The following is a 21,839-nucleotide window of genomic DNA, read 5'->3' as shown; positions in this document are numbered from 1 at the left end:
TGCCATCGCCCGAGTCAGTCCAATCCGCCGAGGCGAACCAGATTCGATGCGGTCGGGGGCGGGCCCCCATACCAATGGTGTGCGATGAAGCCGCCGTCGTTGATGGCGAAGGGACCGTCGTCGCCGTCGCGCCAGGCCAGCGCGGTGCTGCCGACCAGTTCCGGCCCGATGCCCGGCACCTCGGAGACGTGGCGCTCCGGCGTGATCTTCATGACCTCCTTGCGGTGCGTCGTGTAATAGAGGTTGCCGCCGGGCGAAAACACGAAGTCGTCGGCGCGCACGGGCTCGGCAAAGACTTCCACGCCGCCGCTGGGCCTCAGGTCCTTGCCGATGCGGATGCGCAGCATGGTGGCGCGCGCGGTGTTCGACACATAGAGGTGGCCCCGGTGGAGCTTGAGGCCGTTGGCTGCCGGCGTGGGCAACTGAAACCCGGCCGGCGCATCGAGCGCGTCGTCCCGGATGAAGGGCGAAACCCGCCCGGTCTTCACATCCAGGTGCCAGATGACGCCGCCGCGCCCGTCGGCGATCAGCACGCGTCCCGGCGCGAGCAGCGTCATCCCGTTCAGGGACCGTGCCTGGCCGACCTTGAGCAGCGGGCGCGGCGCATCACCGGGGGCCTGGCGGTAGACCCATTGCGTGGGCGGCGAGGTCTTGTCGGTGATGCCAGCCTCCGCGGCGCCGAAGTACAGGGTCCCGTCGGTGTCGAACACCATGCCCCACGGATGCACGTCGAGTTGCGCGTGGACCGAAAATCCCTTGTCGTCGACGTACTTCAGGATCTGCCGGCCCTGGAAGTCCGTGACATAGAGTGCCCTGTCAGGTCCCACGGCGATGCTCTCCAGGAAGGAGGGCGCCGATTGCTGGGCCATCACCACCGGTCGCACGGTGCGGTCGCTGGCCGCGGCGGATTGGGCGAGAAGAGGAAGGCTGTGGCCAAGGAGCGCAACCAGGCAGGCCGCACAAATCGTATGTCGGTTCATCGCTTGTTTTCCATGGTTCTGGCGTGGGGCGCTCATGGCGCGGGCAGCGCGCCGTCAAACGCGTTCTGCAGCAGTTGCCGCAAGGCCTTCGCCTCGAGCGGCCGCGGGTTCGGATACTGCGCCTGCAGCGCCAGTTCGCAGGCGCGGTCGAGATCCTCCTCGCGCAGGCCGATATCGCGCAACGCCACGGCAGCACCCAAAGAAGCAGCCAGGTCGAACACCGCCTGCGGGCCGGTGGCGTCAGGGCGGCCCAAGGCGGCGGCAATCGCCGCCATCGCCCGGGGTGCCGCGGGCGCGTTGTAGGCCAGCGCGTGCGGCAGCACGATCGTGTGCGTCTCGGCATGGGGCAGGTTGTAGCTGCCGCCCAGCGTGTGGCACAGCTTGTGATGCAGGCCAACCGTGGCGCTGCCCAGCACGGCGCCGCAGAGCCAGGCGCCATACAGGGCATCGCTCCTGGCCGCGCGCAGTTCGGCGCGCAGTTCGGTGCCATCCCGCTCGCCACCGCTGGCCGCGATCACCGGCAGCGCACGCCCCATCGCCGCGATGCCTTCCCGGCACATCCAGTCGCTGACCGGCGTCCGATCGCCCGCGTACAGCCCTTCGGCGGCGTGGGCGATGGCGTTGATGCCGCTGGTCACGCTCATTGCCACCGGCAGGCCAAGGGTCAGGTCCGGATCGTAGACCACTGTGCGCGGCAGCACGCGCGGATCGCGCCCGGTACGCTTCAGGCCGCCTTCGGTCAGGCCATAGATCGGCGTCATCTCCGAGCCGGCATAGGTCGTCGGCACGGCAACGATGGGCAGCTCCGATTCGAGGGCGATGGCCTTGCCGAGCCCGATGGTCGAGCCACCGCCGATCGCCACCACGGCATCGGCGCCGAGTTCCGCCGCGCGGGACCGCGCCAGCCGCGCCTGCTCCACCGGCACGTGCATGACCGCGCCGTCGAAGATGCCGGCGCAGCGCGCACCCAGCACCTCGGCGGCGCGCTCGGCCAGGTCGCGTTGTTGGGGGGTGCAGAGCACCAGCAGCTTGCGTGCGTGCAGGGTGTCGGCTTCGGCGCCGAGCGTCGCGAGCGCGCCGGCACGGAACACGATGCGCTGCGGGTGGGTCTGGTAGACAAAGGGTCGCATGATGCCAGGCACCTATTCAATGACGATATGGCGCGACTTGATCAGCCGGCCCCAGCGGACGGATTCTTCCCGGATCAGCTTGTTGGCCTGGGCGCTGTCGCCGGCGATGACATCGAAGCCGCCGTCGCTCAGTACCTTGCCGATGGCCGGGTCGCGCAGCGTGGCGTTGACCTCGGCGGCGAGCCTGCCAATGACGTTGGGCGGCGTGCCCGCCGGCGCGATCATCGCCACCCACGAATAGGCCTCGAAGCCCTTGTAGGACTCCGCCACTGCCGGCACGCCCGGCAGGCGCGCGTCGCGCTGGCCGGCCGTCACGGCCAGTGCGCGCAGTTTGCCGGCCCGCACGTAGGGCATCACCAGCGGCAGGCTGGCGATCATCGAATCGACATGGCCGCCCAGCAGGTCGTTGATGGCCGGGCCGCCGCCCTTGTACGGGGTATGCGTGCCGCTGGTTCCCGCGGCTTCATGGAACAGTTCGGCCACCAGCTGGTTGGAACTGCCGGCGCCGACCGACGCGTACGACACGGCATCCGGCTTCTTCGCCGCCGCGACATAGTCCTGCAGCGTCTTGTACGGCGAGCTGGCGGGAACGACCAGCACCATCGGCGAGCGGACCATGTATGAGACGCCGGTCAGGTCCTTCTGCGAGGCGTACGGCAGTTTCGGATAGATATGCGACTCGGTGGCGAAGCCATCGAACACCATGCCGATGGTGTAGCCGTCCGCAGCGCTGCGCGCGATCTGTGCGGTGCCGATGGTGCCGCCCGCGCCGGCGCGATTGTCGATCATCACCGGCTGCGCCAGGCGCTTGCGCAGGCCCTCCTGGATCTGCCGCGCCACCTTGTCCACGGTGCCGCCGGCGGCATAGGGCACGATCAGTGTGACCGGCTTGGCCGGCCAGGTGTCGGCGCGGGCAGGGGCGGGGGATATCGACACGGCCGTCACCGTGACCAGCGCCGCGGCCGCCAGCCGTGGCAGCGCGAAGCGCCGGATCGTCTTTGCTGCGGTAGTCTCCATCGGGGTCTGCTCCTCTCTGTGATGGGGATGACCGGCATGCTCCACTTTTGCTTAACTTGCTAAAGATGGCGTGCCGGGATCGGTCACTGGATGTTAGACTGGGCCGAATCGTGGGGGAAGCCGGTCCGCCTGCGCAAGGCCTTTGCGGAGATTGCAAAAATGGAGTTCAGCCGATTCGCGGAAAACCTGTCCATCTTCGTCGAGGTCGCCCAGTCGGGCAGCTTCTCGGCGGTAGCCCGCCAGCGCGGCCTGGTCGCCTCGTCGGTGGCGCGGCAGATCGATACGCTGGAGCGCGAGCTGGGGGTGCCGCTGTTCACGCGCTCTACCCGGGCGCTGGTCCGCACCGACGCCGGCGAACTGCTGTTCGGGCGCGCCACGCGCATCCTGCATGAGCTGAGCGATACGCGTGATGCCGTGACGGCGCTGGAGCAGGGCGTCAGCGGACTGATCCGGGTCGCGTGCCTGCCCGCATTCGGCCGGCGCCACGTGGTGCCGCACCTCGGCGCGCTGTACGCCCAGTATCCGCGGCTGACGGTGGAGCTGGCGTTGACCGAGCGCATCGTCGATCCCGTGGTCGAGCGGTTCGATGTCGTGATCCGCGTCGGCCAGCAGGCCGACAGCTCGCTGGTTGCGCGCTGCATCTCCAGCCAGCGCTACATCATCTGCGCGACGCCTGGCTACCTGGCCCTGCATGGCCGCCCGACGCATGCCGACCAGATCGGCAGGCACCGCCTGATCGACCGTGGCCACAGCACCAGCATGCGCGGCTGGCGTGAACTGCTGACGCCGGCGCACGCCGCCGAGGCCAGCTTTGCGCTCGAGTGTGACGACTGCGATGCGCGCCGGCTGTCGGTGCTGCAGGGCCTCGGCATCGCGCTGATGCCCGACTGGTCGGTCGGGCCGGATATCGGCGCGGGCAGGCTGGTGGAGCTGTCGATCGACGGCCTTCTGCCGCAGGCGCCCGGCGGCATCTACCTGCTGCGCGCCACCCAGCATGCCAGCGCGAAAGTGAAGGCGTTCTGCACACACCTGACCGCCAGCATAGGCAGCCCGCCGACCTGGCAACAGGCGATGGCAGGAGAAGCCGCGCTGGCGTAGCACGGCCCGGGCGCGGCTCACGCCGTCCGCCCCGATCTCTCGGGCCGATTGGCAATTGCGATGGCATCCAGGCGCGCGAACGGCGGCCAGCGGCCTGCGGCCCGCGCTCGCGCCATTGTGTTGCCTACTCCAGGGCCTTGCCCTTGGTCTCCGGCATGAAGGCGTACACCAGGAATCCCGCCGCGCAGACCGCGGCGACATAGACCCAGCAGTACTCCGACAAGCCAGCTTCCGACATCGAGGTCATGATGTAGGGCAGCGTGCCACCGAACAGGGTTACCGAGATGGCGTAGGGCAGCGCCACGCCGGTGGCGCGCACCTCGGACGGGAACTGCTCGGCCATGACTGCGGCCGCGGTGGCGGCATAGCCGCACGATAGCAGCATGCCCACGCTGACGATCGCGGTCGCGAGCCAGAAGTCATTGGCAAGGAAATGCAGGCCGGGCCAGGCGAACAGCGCCGAGCCGCCCGCGAACGCCAGCAGGACCGGCTTGCGCCCCACCCGGTCCGCAAGCTTGCCAACCAGGGGAATGGCCACCAGCGAGACCACGATGGAGATCGCGCTGGCACTGAAGGCATCCTGAAGGCTCAGGCCGGTGCGGACGTGCGCGAACGTCGGGAACAGCACGAGCCAGAGGTAAAGTGTCAGGTTGCCCGCCATGGCGATGCCGATCACGCGCAATGACGCGCGCCAGTGCCTGGTGACGACCAGCAGCGAAGGATGGGCGGCGGTGCGGTGCGCGACCTTGCGCGTGAACACTTCTGTTTCCGCCACGGACAGCCGGATCCAAAGCGCGACCAGGCCCATCAGGCCCGCGATCGCGAATCCGAGCCGCCAGCCCCATGCCGCCATGGCCTGCGGATCGAGCGTGCGTGTCAGCGCGTAGCCGATCAGGGCGGCTACCAAAACGCCGGCATTGATACCGAAGTATTGCCATGAGCCGGCGTAGGCGCGGCGCGCCGGCGCCGCCGATTCGACCAGGAAGGTCGAGGCAGAACCGAACTCCCCGCCGGCGGCGAAGCCTTGCACCAGGCGCGCCAGCACCAGGATGACAGGTGCCGCCATGCCGATCGTGGCATAGACCGGGCACACCGCGATCACGATGGTGCTTGCGGCCATCAGCGCCACCGAGAGCGTCAGGCCTTTCTTGCGCCCGTACCGGTCGGCGTATGCCCCCAGCACGGCGCCTCCCACGGGCCGCATGATAAAGCCGACGGCGAATACCGCGAACGCCGACAGCAAGGACACCATCTCGTTATCGGCCGGAAAGATCTGCCGTGAAAAGAGCGAGGCGAAGGTGGCGTAGATTACCCAGTCGGCGAACTCCACGATGGTACCGAGCGTTGCTGCCGCGATGGCCTTCGACTGCGCGCGGGTGAGTGACGTGGGTTGCCTAAATGCATCGGCTGGCAGGGTCGTTTCCATGCCGGTCTCCTTGAATCATCTTGTCGGTATCGCGCCGCCTGCGGCATGGCGCACGGGCGTGCCCGGCGCATGGCCCTGGCACGTCCGCGCATCGTAGGTTTGGAAGAGAGGTCGGCTCAAACGACTTTTTTTGCCGGGACGATTGAGTTTTCGTCAAACCAGGGATGCGTCCGGAGCGGCGGCCCCGGGCGATCCGGGAACGCAACCTTCGATTGAAAAAAAATCAATCGTTGCCGCACAAAATCTGCGTTGAACGGGTGGCGTGGCCGGGCCTAGTATCCGTGGCACACGCACAGCGAGCGTGTCCGTGTCATCGACACGCGACCACACAAGGAGACACTGCATGACGACATTTGGTTTTATCGGCCTGGGCGCTATGGGGAAACCCATGGCCAGGCACCTGGTTCAACGTGGCCTTGCGGTGACGGTATTCGACAGCAACGCGGCGGCGGTCGATGACCTCGTCGGCCTTGGCGCGGCGCGCGGCGCCACGGTTCGCGACGTTGCCGAGAACGCCGAGGTAGTGATGGCGTGCCTGCCCACCCCCGATATCGTCGAACAGGTTGCGATCGGCGCTGGTGGTATCGCTGGCGCCGGCGCGGTGAAGGTCTTCGTGGACCATTCAACCACGGGTCCGACGGTGGCGCGCAAGCTCGCGGCCGTCCTGCAGGCGCATGGCATCCAGGCGCTGGACGCGCCGCTGGCCGGCGGCGTGGCGGGGGCCGAGGCAGGTGCGCTGACCGTGATGGTGTCGGGGCACGCCGGGGCATTTGAACTCGCGCGGCCGGCGCTGGAGGCATACGGGCGCAACGTCTCGCATCTTGGCGAGCAGCCGGGGCTCGGTCAGACGCTCAAGCTCGTCAACAACATGATCGCCGGTTCGGCGCTGGTTACGGCGGCGGAGGCCGTGCTGTTCGGCGTAAAGGCAGGCATCCCGGCGCACGCGATCCTCCAGGTTCTGTCGAAAAGCGCCACCGCGCGTGGCTTTGCCGTCGAAACGCTGCTTGCCGACAAGGTCTTGTCGCGGCGCTTCGACTTCGGTTTCCGCATGGACCTGATGCGCAAGGACATGCGACTGGTCCTGAGCGAAGCCGAGGCAGTCGGCGCGCCGATGTTTGCGTCCGCCGTGGTCAAGCAGTTCTTCGATGCGGCCGTGGCCGATGGCGGGGCAAACGATGACATGACGCGCGTCGTCCAACAGATCGAAAAGCTGGCCGGCGCAACCATCGGGGCAACCGGCTGCCAGGCCTGAAGTCGGTGGCGCGGGCCGCTACCCCATCGCGCAATGTCTTGACCGAGGAATCGAAATGAATCGAGTGCTGAACTACATCAACGGACACGATGTTCCGCCATCGACCGGCGCATACATGGAAAAAACGGATCCGCGCACGGGCGCCCGGCTAGGCGAGGTGGCTGCCAGCGGCAAGCCGGACGTCGACGCGGCCGTTGCCGCGGCGTCGGCCGCGCTGCCGGCGTGGCGCGCCATGCGTCCCTCCGAGCGGGGCCGCATCCTGGTGGAGATCGCCCGTGCGGTGCGCGACAGCGACGGCACACTGGGCCGCATTGAAAGCGACGAGACCGGCAAGCCGGGCCGCGAGATGCCGCAGTTGATGGCGCTCACCGCGCAGTACTTTGAGTTCTACGGCGGCATTGTCAACGCGATGGATGGCGAAGTCGTCAACGTGGGGCCGGACTATCACGTCTACACGCGGCGCGACCCCTTCGGCGTGATCGGCATCATCCTTCCCTGGAACGCGCCGCTGCACCAAGCTGCCCGGGCGATCGCACCAGCATTGGCCTGCGGCAACGTCGTCGTCGCCAAGCCCTCGGAGTTCACCTCCGGTTCGCTTATCGCGTTCGCGAGACTGGCCGAGGGGGCGGGCTTGCCGCCCGGCGTCCTGAATGTGGTGCTGGGGACCGGCCCTGCGCTCGGACCGGCGCTGGCCACGCATCGCGACGTGCGCAAGGTCTCGTTCACAGGCAGCACGCGAGCCGGCAGGGAACTCGGGCGCATTGCAGCCGACTGCATGCTGCCGCTCACGCTGGAGCTGGGAGGCAAGTCGGCCAACATCGTCTTTGCCGACGCCGACCTGGACGCCGCGGCCAAGGGATGCACCACCGCCTTCACCTGGAATGGGGGGCAGTGGTGCGCCGCCGGCACCCGCTTGCTGGTGCAATCATCGATCCACGACGCCTTTGTCGACAAGCTGCTGACCTCGGTCGCGGGCGTGCGCGTGGGGCCCGACCCGGCCGCCTCCTATGGCCCCATGACGACCCGGGCACAGTTCGAGAAAGTCCAGGAGAGCTTCGACGCGGCCCGCCGCCTCGGTCTGGTTCCGGCCATTGGCGGGCGTGTGGCACAGGGCGCGGGGATGGAGAAGGGCTGGTTCATCGAGCCGACCGTCTACCTCAACGTGAACAACGACATGGAAATCGCGCGCGAGGAGATCTTCGGGCCTGTGCTTTGCGTTATCAGGTTCGAGGATGAGACGGACGCCATTCGCATCGCCAATGACTCGGACTATGGGCTGGCGGCTGGAATCTGGAGCCGCGACATCGGTCGCGTCCATCGCGTCGCGGGCGCGCTCGAGGCCGGTCGCATTGTGGTGAACGAGTACTCCGGCGGATTTGTGCAAACACCCTGTGGCGGCTTCAAACACAGCGGCTACGGGCGCGAGCAGGGCGTGGAGGCACTCGCGCACTACACCCAGCTGAAATCCGTGATCATCCGCCTGTAGGCTATGTGCGGGCGCGGCGGATAAGTCACAGGATTGCGACGAAACATGGGGCAAAGGAGGTAAAGATAAGAGTTCGGCCCACGGGACGTCGGGAGCTCGAAAGCGGTGCCTTATCCGATGTCTTTGCTTTGTCCGAAACCGTTGCCATAATGTCGGAAAATGTGAAATCCGGGGCACAAAGAAGCGTGCAACGCCGGAGAGCGGGGTCAGGTTTTCTGGAACGTCATGGCATTCAAGCAATCCATCCAGCTGGCAGCCACTGCGGCTGCCACGCCGCGCGGCCGGCTGGCCGTGCGTATCGCGGGCGGCGTGGCGGCGGCGCTCGCGGTGTTCGGGCTGGCGGGGTATTTCGGCGGCCCGCCGCTGATCAAGTACCTGGTCGAAAAGAACGCGACCGAGGCGCTCGGGCGCAAGGTCACGCTGGGGCGGGCCCATGTGCGCCCGTTCGAACTGGCAGCCACGCTGACCGACCTGACCATCTACGAGCGCGATGGCAAGACCCCGGCGCTGACGCTGGGCGAGGCCCAGGCCAATACCTCTCTGGCCTCGGTCTGGCACCTGGCGCCGGTGGTGGACAACCTCCATGTCGACCGCCTGGCCGTGCACGTGGTGCGCGGCGCCGACGGCCGCATGAGCTTCGCCGATGTGCAGGAGAAGTTCGCGGCGCTGCCGCCGAAGCCGGCCGATGCCCAGCCGGCGCGCTTCTCGGTGAACAACATCGCGGTGACCGGCAGCAGCCTGCGCTATGACGACAAGCTGCTCGATACCACCCTGCGCGTCGACAACCTGACGCTGACGCTGCCGTTCCTGTCCAACCTGCCGCACGACGTCGAGATCGTGACCCGGCCCACGCTGAGCGCGCAGGTCAACGGCACGCCGCTGGCGCTGGACGGCGAGGTCCTGCCTTTCGCCGATTCGCGCCAGACCCGGCTCAACATCAACCTGGACGGGCTCGAGGTGGCGCGGATGATGGCGTTTGCGCCGCCGTTGCGCGATGCCGAGGTCAAGTCGGGCAAGCTCGATACGCGCCTGACCGTGGCGTTCCGCCAGCAGCAGGATACGCAGGAGATGGTGGTGATGGGCACCGCCGCGCTGCGCGAGGCGGATATCCGCACGCGGGCGGGCCAGCCGCTGGCGAAAAGTGCCCGGCTGGCGCTGGATATCACCCGGCTCGAGCCGCTGGCGCACCGGGCCCGGTTGCGCAGCGTGGAGATCGAAGGGCTGGGCTTGCAGGCGGTGCGGCGCGCCGATGGCACGCTGAACCTGGCGACGGCGTTCCTGCCGCAGGCGCAAAGCAAGTCCACCGACGGCGTGGCCCCGGCGCCGGCGCCGGCAGCGTCTGCGCCTGCCGCGCCGCCTTCCGCTTCTTCCGCGCAAGCCGCGCCGGCCGGTCCGACGCCCAAGGACCAGCCCTGGCGCTATGCGATCGACCGCATCGTGGTCAGGCAGGCCAAGCTCGGGTTTGACGATGCGCTGGCGCCATCGGGTCCGGGCAAGCTCGCGCTCGGGCCGCTCGATGCCGAGGTCAAGGGCTTTGCCGGCGCCGAAGGCGACCAGCCCGTGCGCGTCGAGGCCACGCTGACCGTGGCCGACGGCCAGACCCTGCACCACACCGGCGACCTGCTGCTGCGCGACGGCTCGATGGCCGGCACGCTGGAAACCACCGGCTTGCGGCCGCAGGGCTTTGCCGCCTGGTGGCCGCGCGAGCTGCGCAGCCAGTTCGGCACCACCGCGGTCAACGCGGAACTGCATTACCGCATGACGTGGGGCACGCCGCAGTTCCAGTTCGTGCTGGAAAAATCGCGGCTGGAGCTGGCGCCGCTGTACCTCGCCACGCGCGACCCCGTGGCGATGCCGGCCGCTGCATCGCGCGCCAGCGACGCCGATGCGCGAGCCGCGGACCAAGCGCAGGGCGCCGGCCGCCGGATGCGTGACCGCACCGGCGACCGCGACGGTGCCGCGCTGCCGCTTTTGCAGGCGCAGAAGCTGGTGCTGGACGAGATCCAGTTCGACCTCGCCAAGCAGACCTTCGCCACCAGCCAGGTTACGCTGGCGCAGCCGCAGATCGCCGCCACGCGCGACCATCGCGGCGAATTGCTCGAGATGGCGCGGCTGTGGGCGAGCGAATCCGCGCAGCAGGCGCGCGGTGCGCCGCGACGCACCGCGCCGGCCGGCGCCAACGCCGCTGCCGCCGGCGGCGGCTGGAAGGCCAATATCGGCAAGATCGTGGTGGAGGACGGCAGCGCCCGTCTCGCGGACTACCAGCCGGCCGAGGCCAACCGTGGCCGCCCGGTGATCCACCAGTTCCGCAATGTCGGCCTGAGCACCGGCGCGGTGGCCTGGCCGCTGACTGCTGCGGCGGTGCCGGTCAGGCTGCATGCCGAATCCGGCCGCCGTGGCGTGATCGGGATCGATGGCACGGTGTTGCCGGCGCTGCCGGCCAGCCGGCTGCAGCTGGACCTGCGCCAGGTCGACGTAAGTCCGTTGCAGCCTTACCTGGCTGACCGCTTCAACGCCGCGCTGCGCAGCGGCACGCTCACGGTCAAGGGCCGGCTCAATGTCGATGCGCCAGCCGGCAAGCCGCTCGCCGCCCATTTCAACGGCAATGTGCAGACCGGCAACGTGCGCACGGTGGACCGCGTCAGCGGCGACGACTTCCTGCGCTGGCGCTCGCTGGCGGTGTCGGGCATCGATTTCGCGATGGACGAGAGCAAGGGGCCGATGCGCGTCAGCCTGGGCAATATCGCGCTGTCAGACTTCTACGCCCGCGTGATCCTGAACGCCAACGGCCGCCTGAACCTGCAGGACGTGCTGGCCGGCGGCGCGGAGAAGGGCGAGGCCGCGCCGTCCACCAGCCTGACCCAGGCCAACCCGGCCTCGGCGCCGGCCGCGCCGCCGGTGCAGGCGGGCGACACGCGCACGGCCCAGGTCGAGCAGAAGCCGGGCGGGCCCAAGCCGCAGATCCGCATCGGCGGGGTCTCGGTCGACAAGGGCAACATCAATTTCTCGGACTTCTTCGTCAAGCCCAACTACACCGCCAACCTGACCGGCATGAAGGGCTCGGTGTCCAAGGTGTCATCGGGCGATCCCACCCCGGCCGACCTGGTGCTGGACGGCCGCATCGACGACGACGCGCCGGTCAATATCAGCGGCAAGCTCAATCCGCTGGGCGAGCAGCTGTTCCTCGACATCGCCGCCAAGGCCGCGGGCGTCGAGTTGACCCGGCTCACGCCCTATGCCGCCAAGTACGCCGGCTATCCCATTACCAAAGGCAAGCTGACCGTCGACGTCGCCTACAAGATCGAGAACGGCAAGCTCGATGCGCGCAACCACCTGTTCCTCGACCAGCTGACCTTCGGCGAGCGCGTCGACAGCCCGGACGCGACCAAGCTGCCGGTGCTGCTGGCGGTGTCGCTGCTCAAGGACCGCAATGGCGTGATCGATGTGAACCTGCCGGTGTCGGGCTCGCTGTCGGATCCTGAGTTCAGCATCGGCGGCGTGATCGTGCGCGTGATCGTCAACCTGCTGACCAAGGCGATCACCTCGCCGTTCTCGCTGCTCGCCTCGGCCTTTGGCGGCGGCGGCGAGGAACTGGGCTATGTCGAGTTTGCGCCCGGCACCGCCACGCTGACCCCGGCGGCGAAGGACAAGATCGCCAAGCTGGGCCAGGCGCTCAATGACCGGCCTTCGCTGCGGCTGGAAATCAGCGGCCGCATCGATCCCGCCACCGACGAGGCCGGCGCGCGCCGCGCGTGGCTGGATGCGCGCGTGGCCGAGCAGAAGCGGCGCGACCAGCGCGACAACGCGCAGTCGGGTGGCCAGGCCGGCGAAGACGAGGCCGGCGAGCAGGGCGCCGAGCTCAAGGTCACGAAGGCCGAGTATCCCAAGTACCTGGAACAGGTCTACAAGCGCACCGCGATGAAGAAGCCGCGCAACTTCGTTGGCTTTGCCAAGACCCTGCCGCCCGAGGAAATGGAAAAGCTGCTGATGGCCAACGCCACCGTCACCGAGGCCGACCTGAAGCGCCTGGCCGAGCAGCGCGCGCTGGTGGTCAAGCAGTCGCTCGAACGCGAAGGCAAAGTGCCCGAAAGCCGGCTGTTCCTGACCGCGCCCAAGCTCAGCGCCGATGGCATCAAGGACAAGGGCACGCCCAACCGCGTCGACTTTTCCATCCGCGGCTAGCGCGGGTGGCGGCGCCGCACCGCGCGGCGCCGCCGCGGCCCCTGCCTGGAAAACCGGTATGATTCGGCCCGGACAATCCGTTCCATCGCCGAATCGGGAGTGAATTTTGCAGCAGGAGCCAATGGAAGCCGCCGTCGCCTACAAGACGTGGGTGTGCGTGATCTGCGGCTGGGTGTACGACGAAGAGCAGGGCTGGCCGGAAGACGGCATCGCCCCCGGCACGCGCTGGGAGGACATTCCCGATGACTGGCGCTGCCCGGAATGCGACGTCGGCAAGGGCGAATTCGCGATGATCGAGCTGTAACGCCGCAGGCACTTCCCTGTTGGTTTTATTCCGGAGGGCTCCGCCCTGCACCTGGGCCACCATCGCCGCAAGCAGCACATTGGCGACCGCCTCGGGATGTCCGGGCCTGGCGTCGATCTCGTTGTGGATGATGCCGTCCTTGCACGGCACGAAGATCATCGCCGTCATCGGCTCCGTGTAATCAGTTGGAAGGCGCGGCCAGCTGGGGTGCTTTCCAGGCTGCGAGTTCCGAGGGGCGCAATCCGTTGCGGGCCAATACGTCCTCATGCAGCCGTCGGAGCTCTTCTATGATCAGCGCGCACGTTGTCACGGTCGGCCGCGGGCACTTTTGCGATGACGACCTGCCGAATAACGGCTAGCTGATCCGGGTGAAGCACGACATCCCGTATTGCTTGTTTGATCACATCACGCCAGGCAACGCGGAGCGGATCGGGTTCCGCCAGATCCTGCTTGATGTCCACGTACTCCTGGGTGGAGCGCTCGCAGGCCCAAACGAAGACATCGCGCAGCAATTCGACGCGGTCCTCTTTCCTTGCGCTCTTCCGCCATTATGTGGCGCGCTACTCGTTGATGGAACGTGTGGGGGGACGCCGTGCACGCGCCGCTGGCGGCGCTGCGCACGCCGACCGCGTAGCAGTGTTCAGCCCTGCCTGCGCGGCATGTGCCGGCACAACCCCGCGCGCTGACGCTGCGCCAGGCAGCGCCGATACCGCATCCTGTGCGGATGGCTGCAGCGCCACAGCGCCCAGAATACGGTAAGGCACAGCAAGGCCGCCATCATGGCGGCAATCAGGCCGATCGACATAGGGGCCCTCCCACTACGCGTGGATCAGACTCCGGCGGGAGTCAGATCAGCAGCGGTAATGCCTCCAGCACCAGCACCGCGACCAGTGCGCCGATCAGCGCGCCCATGGTGCGGCAACTGATGCGCAGGAACTTTGCGGTCACCGGTATCGAGCCCATGGCGATCACGCCTACCAGGGCCATCGGAATCAGGAATACAAGATCATGCGCGGTGAAGTGCATGGCGGTCTCCTGTCTCTCTCTTTTGTGAGTCCAGTATAGGCAGTGTGTGCCGTATGAACGGTGTGCGCATCGGGATTGTCCCCGATGCGCCGCTTGGGCCTGCGCGCGCAGGTACTGGCCGCCGCACTCGCACCGACAGGGCCGTTGCGCGAAGTACGCAGTCGGAGCCTTTTTTCGGCTGGCCGTGTCGAAGCGCTGAACGCGTGTCCTATGCTGAGCAGAGACGCGGGGCGTGTTTCCCCTTTCGTGCGATGCCCCGCCGACGAGAGACGGAGGTGGCTATGGAACTTCACATGCAATCGCACCACTACGTGCGACGACTGCCGGACTGGACCGCGGCAGCGGTGTCGGGGCTGGCGGCGGGCGCGTTGCTGCTGGTGCTGGAACTGTTCTGGTCGTCGATGGTATCCGGCGTCAACCCGTGGGTGGCCACGCGCATGATCGCGGCGATCGTGATGGGGCCCGAGGTGCTGCAGACCTCGCTGTTCAGCGTCGGCACCGTGGCCGCGGCACTGGTGATCCACTTTGTGCTGGGCGCCGTGCTGGGCATGATCCTGGCGGCGATCCTGGCGCCGTTCACGCTCGATTCCAGCCTGGGCCTGGCCATGCTGGCGGGCGCGGTGTTCGGGGCGCTGGTCTACGTCTTCAACTTCTATGTGATGACACGGGCGTTCCCATGGTTTGTCGAGGTGCGCGGCTGGCATACCTTCGTCGGCCACCTGATCTTCGGCATCGCGGCGGCGGCATGCTACTGGAAGCTGGAAAGCAAGGACGTTTCGCACTGAGCTGGCGCCGGCCTGTACAAACGCCGGCCCCATAGCGCTGCGGCGGGGGGAACCACGCGTTCCCGCCGCCGCTTTTTCTTTGCGCCGCAACGCTTGTGCAGTGCGGCACCAATGCTCCGGCGTGTCGCCTTGCAGTGACCTGACGGCATGCACTAGTCTTATCTCTACCTGCGTGACTTGCGCATCCCTCGCCGCGCGCGAGGAGGAGGGTGGATATGGCGATGGCCATCGCACTCGTCGTCATGGTTGCCGCGTCGGTGCTCTTCCATTTCCTGAGCCCGTGGTGGGCAACGCCGCTGGCGTCCAACTGGAAACAGATGGACGACACGCTGACCATTACCCTCGTCATCACCGGCATCTTCTTTATCGGCATCAACCTGTTCGTCGGCTACATCGTCTGGCGCTTCCGCCATGATGCGCCGCATCCCAATGGCGGCACCGGCCACCGTGCGTCCTACCACCCCGAAAACAGCAGGCTTGAACTGTGGCTGATCGGCGGCACCACGCTGGGCGTGATCCTGCTGCTGGCGCCGGGCCTGTTCGTCTACGCCGACTACGTGCGCCCGCCGCGCGAAGCGATGGTGATGGAAGTGGTCGGGCAGCAATGGTCGTGGGCCTTCCGCTTCCCTGGCAAAAGCGGGCAGCTGGGCGCTTCCGACGCGCGCTTCGTTACCGGCGCGAATCCGCTCGGGCTGGATCCGGACGATCCACGCGGGCTCGACAACATCGTCATCGTCGGCCCGGAAGTGCACCTGCCATTGAACCAGCCGGTCAAGGTGCTGCTGCGCTCCAAGGACGTGCTGCATGACTTCTACGTGCCACCGTTCCGCGCGCGCATGAACATGGTGCCGGGCATGGTGACGTCGTTCTGGTTCACGCCCACGCAGGCGGGGCGCTTCGACATCCTGTGCGCGCAGCTATGCGGCGTCGGACATTACAACATGCGCGGCACGGTGGTGGTGGAAGAACCGGCCGCGTTCGAGGCGTGGCTGGCAAAGCAGCAGACCTTTGCCATGACGCTGGCGAAGGCAGCGGCGCCGCCGGCTGCCATGGCCGCCGCCGCGCCTGGCGCGGCTGGCGATGCCGGCACCGTTGAGAAGGGCCGCGCGCTGGCGCAGAGCAAGGGCTGCGTGGGCTGCCACAGCATTGACGGCAATCCGGGCGTGGGGCCGACCTGGAAGGGCCTGTACGGCAAGACCGAGACCTTTGCCGACGGCAGCAGCGCCAGGGTGGACGAGGCCTTCCTGCACAAGGAAATTGCCGACCCGCATGCGCGGCTGGTCAAGGGCTTCGGGCCGGTGATGCCGAAGCTGCCGCTGAGCGAGGACGAAATCGCGGCGCTGACCGCGTATATCAAATCGGCCGGCAGCGGCGCCGCCGAGGCGGGCACGGTTGCGCCGGTAGCCCCCGCGGACGTGCCCGCGGGTCCGGCCGCCGCGACCAGCGCCGCCACCACGGCAGCCGCGGGGTCGGCAGCGCCTGCCGCCACCCCTGGCGCCGCATCCGGTACGTACACGACTTCGACCGCCGTAGCCGTGCCGCCCTCGGCGGCGCCCGCGCCGCCGCGCCAGTAAGGAGACCTGCATGGCTTATGCCGATGACGCTGCCCATCACGCGCCGCAGAGTTTTTGGACGCGCTATGTCTGGAGCCAGGACCACAAGGTCATCGCCGTCCAGTACACCATCGTGGCGATCGTGGTGGGCCTCGTGGGCGTGGCGCTGTCCAACCTGATGCGCATGCAGCTGGGTTTCCCCGGCCGCTTCGAGTTCATCGACGCCAACCGCTACTACCAGTTCGTCACCATGCACGGCATGATCATGGTGATCTACCTGCTGACCGCGCTGTTCCTGGGCGGCTTCGGCAACTACCTGATCCCGCTGATGGTGGGGGCGCGCGACATGGTGTTCCCGTTCCTCAACATGCTGAGCTTCTGGGTCTACCTGCTGTCGGTGATCGTGCTGCTGTCCAGCTTCTTCGTGCCGGGCGGGCCGACCGGCGCGGGCTGGACGCTGTATCCGCCGCAGGCGATCCTGGCCGGGACGCCGGGGCATGACTGGGGCATCATCCTGATGCTGGTGTCGCTGGCGATCTTTATCGTCGCGGCGACGATGGGCGGGCTCAACTACGTCACCACCGTACTGCAGGCGCGCACCGAAGGCATGACGCTGCTGCGCATGCCGCTGTCGGTATGGGGCATCTTCATGGCGACCATCCTGGCGCTGCTGGCGTTCCCGGCGCTGTTCGTGTCGGCGGTGATGATGCTGCTCGACAAGACCATGGGCACCAGCTTCTTCATGCCGGCGATGGTGTCGATGGGCCAGCAGCTGCAGTACAAGGGCGGCAGCCCGCTGCTGTTCCAGCACCTGTTCTGGTTCTTCGGCCACCCCGAGGTCTATATCGTCGCACTGCCGGCCTTCGGCATCGTCTCGGACCTGATCAGCGTGCATTCGCGCAAGAGTATCTTTGGCTACCGCACCATGGTCTGGGCGATCCTGGCGATCGGCGTGCTGTCGGTGGTGGTGTGGGCGCACCACATGTTTGTCAGCGGCATGAACCCGTATTTCGGCTTCTTCTTTGCCACCACCACGCTGATCATCGCCATTCCCACCGCGATCAAGGTCTACAACTGGGTCATCACGCTATGGCGCGGCGATATCCATTTCACCGTGCCGATGCTGTTCGCCATCGCCTTTATCAGCACCTTTATCATCGGCGGGCTGACCGGGCTGTTCCTGGGCAATGTCAGCGTGGATATCCCGCTGTCGAACACCTACTTCGTGGTGGCGCACTTCCACATGGTGATGGGCGTGTCGCCGATCCTGGTGGTGTTCGGCGGCCTCTACCACTGGTATCCCAAGGTGACGGGGCGGATGCTGGACGACAGCCTGGGCCGCATCCATTTCTGGGTGACCTTCGTCGGCACCTATGCGATCTTCTTCCCGATGCACTACCTGGGCGTGCTGGGCATGCCGCGGCGCTACTACGCCTGGGAGAACTATGCCTTTATCCCGGAATCGGCGCATGTGATGAACATGTATATCTCGGTGGCCGCTTTCGTCGTCGCCACGGCGCAGCTGCTCTTTGTCTTCAACCTGTTCTGGAGCCTGCGGCACGGGCGCAAGGCCGACGGCAACCCCTGGCGCGCGGCCTCGCTGGAATGGCAGACGCCGCAGACGCCACCGGCGCACGGCAACTGGGGCCCGCACCTGCCGGTGGTGTACCGCTGGGCCTACGCCTACAGCGTGCCGGGCGCGCGTGAGGACTTTATCGCGCAGAACGCGCCGCCGGAGCAGGGCGGGGCCGAGCCTGAACCGCATGCCAGCCGCGGAGCCGTCGCATGAACGCCGAAGCCCTGTACAAGGTCAGCCGCGACGACTTCGGCGGCAACCAGTCCGGCGAGAATGCCGCCAACCGCCACCCGCAACGCCGCGCGCCGGCCAGCATCGGCCTGTGGGTGTTCATGGGCGTGGTCACGTCGCTGTTCGCGCTGTTCCTGATGGCCTATGCGCTGCGCATGGACAGTCCGGACTGGCACCGCATCGCGCTGCCGTGGCAGGTATGGCTGTCGACTGCGCTGCTGGCGGCGGGCAGCGTGGCGATGGCGGTGGCTTCGCGCGCGGCGGGGCGGGGCCAGATGGCCACGGCCCGGCGCGCGTTGCGCCTGGGCGGGCTGGGGGCGGCCGCTTTCGTCGCCTCGCAGCTGTGGGCGTGGCAGGCGCTGGGTGCGATGCAGGTGATGCCGGCCGGCAATCCGGCCGGCAGCTTCTTCTACCTGCTGACCGCGATGCACGGCCTGCACGTGCTCGGCGGCCTGGCGGGCTGGTGCTTTGCCATGTCGGCGCGCGGCAGTGGCGAGGCCGCGGTGCTGCGCCTGCGGCTGTGCGCGCGCTACTGGCATTTCCTGCTGGCGGTGTGGGCGGTGCTGCTGGCGGCGCTGGGATGGCTCACGCCCGAACTGGTGCGCTACATCTGCGGCACGGCCTAGCGCCGGCGGCAAGGAGGACCGGCATGTCCACGCAACTGTCTTCACCCTCGGCAAGCCCCGGCGTGGCGCCCGCGCCGCCCGCACCACCGGTCGGCGGCGTGCGCGGCCTGCTGGCCGACTGGTCGTCGGACCAGCAGGCCTTCAAGGTGTCGTGGGGCAAGGCGATGATGTGGATCTTCCTGCTGTCCGACACCTTCGTCTTCAGCTGCTTCCTGACCGGCTACATGACCGTGCGCATGTCGACCACGGTGCCGTGGCCCAACCCGAGCGAGGTGTTCGCCCTGCATGTGGGCGGCGCCGACATCCCGCTGCTGCTGATCGCGATCATGACCTTCGTGCTGATCACCAGCAGCGGCACCATGGCGATGGCGGTCAACTTCGCCTACCGCCGCGCGCGCCGCGAATGCGCGACGCTGATGTTCGTCACCGCGGTGTTCGGCGTGCTGTTCGTCGGCATGCAGGCCTTCGAATGGACCAAGCTGATCGTCGACGAGGGCGTGCGCCCGTGGGGCAACCCGATGGGGGCGGCGCAGTTCGGCTCGACCTTCTTCATGATCACGGGCTTCCACGGCCTGCACGTGTCATGCGGCGTGATCTACCTGGTGGTGGTGGCCACGCGCGTGCTGCGCGGGCGCTACGAGGCCACCGGCAACTACCAGATCGTCGAGATCGCCGGACTGTACTGGCACTTCGTCGACCTGGTGTGGGTGTTCATCTTTGCGCTGTTCTATCTCTGGTGAGGGTGGCCATGGCATCGAATCCGGCAACTCCCGCGGCGCCCGCAACGCCCCCGCATGGCACGCCGCACGGCTCCGGCGCCGAGGCCGGGCATGCGGCGCACCACGGGCAGGAGCACCCGATCGGGCTGTACCTGAAGATCTGGCTGCTGCTGTTCGTGCTGTCGACGCTGTCGTACCTGGTCGACTACTTCCACTTCACCGGCTATCTGCGCTGGACCCTGATCCTGCTGTTCATGGGGCTGAAGGCCGGGCTGATCGTGGCGGTGTTCATGCACATGGCATGGGAGCGCATGGCGCTGATCTGCGCCATCCTGATCCCGCCGCTGTGCCTGCTGGTGCTGGTCTGGCTGATGGCGGAAGAAGCGAATCATACGTTCCTGACGCGCGGCATCTTCTTCCGCTGACGGGGAAGGCGCCGCCGGCCCCGGGGAGGGCGCCGGCGGCAGGCCGCCTGGCGCCGCGCCGGGCGCTCAGACCTGGGTGATGAACTTGGTCACCAGGTAACCGTCGAAGGTCTCCATGCCGCCTTCGCTGCCGATGCCCGAGTCCTTGATGCCGCCGAACGGGGTTTCGGCCAGCGCCATGCCGAAGTGGTTGATGTTGACCATGCCGGCTTCGAGGCCGTTGGACACTTCCGTGGCGGTCTTCAGCGAATTGGTGAACACATACGAGGCCAGGCCGAAGGGCAGGCTGTTGGCGCGACGCAGCACCTCGGCGGTGTCCTTGAAGCGCGTCACCGGCGCCACGGGGCCGAAGGGCTCGTCGGTCATCAGGCGCGCGTCGTCGGGCAGGTCGGTGACCACGGTCGGCGCGAAGAAGTAGCCCTTGACACCCAGGCGCGAACCGCCCGCCACCACCTTGCCGCCGCGCTGGCTGGCATCGTCCAGGAACTGTTCCATCGACAGCACGCGGCGCTCGTGCGCCAGCGGGCCCATCTGCGTGCCGTCTTCCAGTCCGTTGCCGACCTTGATCGAGCCGATCACCTCGGTGAAGCGCGCCAGGAAGCGGTCATAGGCCTTCTCCTGGACGTAGAAGCGCGTGGGCGACACGCACACCTGGCCGGCGTTGCGCAGCTTGAAGCGCGCCAGCATCTCGGCGGCCGGGTCGATGTCGGCATCGTCGAACACCAGCACCGGCGAATGGCCGCCCAGCTCCATGGTCACGCGCTTCATGTGCGCGCCGGCCAGCGCCGCCAGCTGCTTGCCCACCGGCACCGAGCCCGTGAACGAGATCTTGCGCACGATCGGCGATTCGATCAGGTAGGTCGAGACCTCGGCCGGCACGCCCCAGACGATGTTGAGCACGCCCGGAGGCAGGCCGGCATCGTGGAACAGCTGCGCCAGCGCCACCACCGCGCTGGGCGAGTCCTCGGGCCCTTTCAGGATCAAGGTGCAGCCCGCGCCCACCGCGGCGACGATCTTGCGGATGGCCTGGTTGAAGGGGAAGTTCCACGGCGTGAACGCGGCGCAGACGCCGATCGGTTCGCGCACCACCAGTTGGCGCACATTGGGCTGGCGCGGCGGGATCACGCGGCCGTAGATGCGGCGGCATTCCTCGGCGTGCCACTCGGCGTGCTCGGCGCAGACCATGATCTCGCCGACCGCCTCGGCCAGCGGCTTGCCCTGGTCCAGCGTGATATTGCGGCCGATGTCGCGGGCGCGCTCGCGCGCGAGCTCGCCGACGCGGCGCAGGATCTTGCCGCGCTCCAGCGGCGAGGTCTTCTTCCAGGTTTCGAAGGCGCGCTGCGCGGCGGCCAGCGCGCGGTCCAGGTCGGCGCGCGTGGCGTGCGGCAGCTGGCCCAGCACTTCCTGCGTGGCCGGGTTGATGACCTCCTGCTCGCGCCGGTCGCCTCCCTTGATGAATTCCCCGTCGATATAGAGGGCGAGATCCTGGTACATGGGTGTTCTCCTCGTGGGCGGTAAAAGCGCAAGCTTAACCCGCCCGCCGCGATCATGCACCGCGCCCGGTCGCACCCCCCAAGAAAAAATGTGCGGGGACCGGCGCGTCCCGCGGTGCCGCTAGTCCGTTGGTCCGTTAGTCCGTTCCCCGCTCAGGCCGGATCGCGCGTGCTTGCCAATGCGGCAGTCGCGGCCACGGCGCTGGTAGTGGTGTCTTCCACCACCAGAAGCACCGGCTGCGTGATCAGGCTCAGCCCGAACACCGCATGGCCGATGCTGTCGCCTTCGATCGCAAACAGGCTGGGCGCGTAGGTCGGACTGCTGCAGATCATGGTGCCGGCCGACTGCCGGTGTAGTGCATGCCGCAGATCGCCACCCCCGGCACCACCGCCGCCGCCAGCCGCGACAGTCCTGGGAATCCCGTGCGGAGTTTGGGGTCGCCGCGAAAGAAGTCTTTCAGGTAAAAAGCGCGACGATGCGCAGCCGGGCGTGCTTGAAGCGCCCCGCGGGCAGGCATAGACTGGGCGGA

The 21,839-nt window shown here is 67.7% G+C and carries 19 protein-coding genes and 1 pseudogene; 11 read left to right on the top strand and 9 right to left on the bottom strand.

The annotated features are described in order from the left end of the window. Positions 1-14 precede the first annotated feature (14 nt). Genes CBM2586_RS26875 through CBM2586_RS26865 form a run of 3 tightly spaced genes read right to left on the bottom strand, consistent with a single transcriptional unit; the run spans position 15 to position 3,127 of the window. On the bottom strand, positions 15-980 hold the full coding sequence (locus CBM2586_RS26875; protein ID WP_145987450.1) for an SMP-30/gluconolactonase/LRE family protein: 966 nt from the start codon (positions 978-980) through the stop codon (positions 15-17). A gap of 32 nt (positions 981-1,012) precedes the next feature. Beyond that, a complete protein-coding gene (locus CBM2586_RS26870) occupies positions 1,013-2,110 on the bottom strand; it encodes a maleylacetate reductase (protein WP_115691506.1) in 1,098 nt (365 codons plus the stop codon). Positions 2,111-2,122: 12 nt separating this feature from the next. Then, positions 2,123-3,127: a tripartite tricarboxylate transporter substrate binding protein gene (locus CBM2586_RS26865; protein WP_115690866.1), complete on the bottom strand. Its 1,005-nt coding sequence runs from the start codon at positions 3,125-3,127 to the stop codon at positions 2,123-2,125. Between the two features lie 159 nt (positions 3,128-3,286). On the opposite strand from CBM2586_RS26865, the gene CBM2586_RS26860 reads away from it, so the two are divergent. Further along, positions 3,287-4,225 carry a LysR family transcriptional regulator gene (locus CBM2586_RS26860; protein ID WP_115666565.1) on the top strand — a complete coding sequence of 313 codons (939 nt, stop codon included), beginning with the start codon at positions 3,287-3,289 and terminating at the stop codon, positions 4,223-4,225. 124 nt (positions 4,226-4,349) lie between these two features. Here CBM2586_RS26860 and CBM2586_RS26855 read toward each other — a convergent pair whose 3' ends face one another. Then, a complete protein-coding gene (locus tag CBM2586_RS26855) occupies positions 4,350-5,651 on the bottom strand; it encodes an MFS transporter (protein WP_115666281.1) in 1,302 nt (433 codons plus the stop codon). Between the two features lie 343 nt (positions 5,652-5,994). Between CBM2586_RS26855 and CBM2586_RS26850 the strand changes: the two genes are divergently transcribed. The 4 genes from CBM2586_RS26850 to CBM2586_RS26835 all read left to right on the top strand — a co-directional run bounded on the left by CBM2586_RS26850 (position 5,995) and on the right by CBM2586_RS26835 (position 12,875). Continuing rightward, positions 5,995-6,903, top strand: coding sequence for an NAD(P)-dependent oxidoreductase (locus tag CBM2586_RS26850; RefSeq protein WP_115690864.1), 909 nt, complete (start codon positions 5,995-5,997; stop codon positions 6,901-6,903). Positions 6,904-6,958: 55 nt separating this feature from the next. Next, complete coding sequence (locus CBM2586_RS26845) at positions 6,959-8,389, top strand: aldehyde dehydrogenase family protein (protein WP_115690862.1); 1,431 nt, start codon at positions 6,959-6,961, stop codon at positions 8,387-8,389. A gap of 225 nt (positions 8,390-8,614) precedes the next feature. Then, positions 8,615-12,571, top strand: coding sequence for a DUF748 domain-containing protein (locus CBM2586_RS26840; RefSeq protein WP_115690860.1), 3,957 nt, complete (start codon positions 8,615-8,617; stop codon positions 12,569-12,571). Between the two features lie 106 nt (positions 12,572-12,677). After that, positions 12,678-12,875, top strand: a complete 198-nt coding sequence (locus CBM2586_RS26835; protein WP_018008339.1) for a rubredoxin — start codon at positions 12,678-12,680, stop codon at positions 12,873-12,875. 181 nt (positions 12,876-13,056) lie between these two features. Here CBM2586_RS26835 and CBM2586_RS26830 read toward each other — a convergent pair. The 3 genes and pseudogenes from CBM2586_RS26830 to CBM2586_RS26820 all read right to left on the bottom strand — a co-directional run. Continuing rightward, positions 13,057-13,396, bottom strand: a pseudogene (locus tag CBM2586_RS26830) (Fic family protein); the annotation flags it as partial. Between the two features lie 119 nt (positions 13,397-13,515). Then, positions 13,516-13,680 (bottom strand): hypothetical protein, encoded by a 165-nt coding sequence (locus CBM2586_RS26825; protein ID WP_172583391.1) that lies wholly within the window; start codon positions 13,678-13,680, stop codon positions 13,516-13,518. A gap of 41 nt (positions 13,681-13,721) precedes the next feature. After that, a complete protein-coding gene (locus tag CBM2586_RS26820; protein ID WP_041228702.1) occupies positions 13,722-13,901 on the bottom strand; it encodes a hypothetical protein in 180 nt (59 codons plus the stop codon). Positions 13,902-14,182: 281 nt separating this feature from the next. Between CBM2586_RS26820 and CBM2586_RS26815 the strand changes: the two genes are divergently transcribed. The 6 genes from CBM2586_RS26815 (at position 14,183) to CBM2586_RS26790 (ending at position 19,816) form a co-directional block, all read left to right on the top strand. Then, the gene (locus CBM2586_RS26815; protein ID WP_115666285.1) at positions 14,183-14,686 is read left to right on the top strand and encodes a hypothetical protein; all 504 of its coding nucleotides are present in this window, start codon (positions 14,183-14,185) and stop codon (positions 14,684-14,686) included. 215 nt (positions 14,687-14,901) lie between these two features. Further along, entirely contained in the window at positions 14,902-16,260 is a 1,359-nt protein-coding gene (locus CBM2586_RS26810; RefSeq protein ID WP_115690858.1) for a cytochrome c oxidase subunit II, read from the top strand. 10 nt (positions 16,261-16,270) lie between these two features. Beyond that, positions 16,271-18,028, top strand: a complete 1,758-nt coding sequence (ctaD, locus tag CBM2586_RS26805; RefSeq protein WP_115666287.1) for a cytochrome c oxidase subunit I — start codon at positions 16,271-16,273, stop codon at positions 18,026-18,028. Further along, entirely contained in the window at positions 18,025-18,672 is a 648-nt protein-coding gene (locus CBM2586_RS26800; RefSeq protein WP_115690856.1) for a bb3-type cytochrome oxidase subunit III, read from the top strand. Before ctaD ends, CBM2586_RS26800 begins: the two co-directional genes overlap by 4 nt. A gap of 23 nt (positions 18,673-18,695) precedes the next feature. Next, positions 18,696-19,412 (top strand): heme-copper oxidase subunit III family protein, encoded by a 717-nt coding sequence (locus CBM2586_RS26795; RefSeq protein ID WP_115666289.1) that lies wholly within the window; start codon positions 18,696-18,698, stop codon positions 19,410-19,412. A gap of 8 nt (positions 19,413-19,420) precedes the next feature. Further along, on the top strand, positions 19,421-19,816 hold the full coding sequence (locus CBM2586_RS26790) for a cytochrome C oxidase subunit IV family protein (RefSeq protein WP_115666290.1): 396 nt from the start codon (positions 19,421-19,423) through the stop codon (positions 19,814-19,816). Between the two features lie 66 nt (positions 19,817-19,882). Here the strand turns inward: CBM2586_RS26790 and CBM2586_RS26785 are convergent, their stop codons facing one another. Continuing rightward, positions 19,883-21,310 carry an NAD-dependent succinate-semialdehyde dehydrogenase gene (locus CBM2586_RS26785; RefSeq protein ID WP_115690854.1) on the bottom strand — a complete coding sequence of 476 codons (1,428 nt, stop codon included), beginning with the start codon at positions 21,308-21,310 and terminating at the stop codon, positions 19,883-19,885. 152 nt (positions 21,311-21,462) lie between these two features. Further along, the gene (locus tag CBM2586_RS26780; protein WP_306418359.1) at positions 21,463-21,642 is read right to left on the bottom strand and encodes a hypothetical protein; all 180 of its coding nucleotides are present in this window, start codon (positions 21,640-21,642) and stop codon (positions 21,463-21,465) included. Between the last annotated feature and the right edge of the window lie 197 nt (positions 21,643-21,839).

The sequence above is a fragment of the Cupriavidus taiwanensis genome (genome assembly GCF_900250115.1).
Taxonomy (GTDB): Bacteria; Pseudomonadota; Gammaproteobacteria; order Burkholderiales; family Burkholderiaceae; genus Cupriavidus; species Cupriavidus taiwanensis_B.
This window is presented reverse-complemented; position numbering and strand designations above follow the sequence as displayed.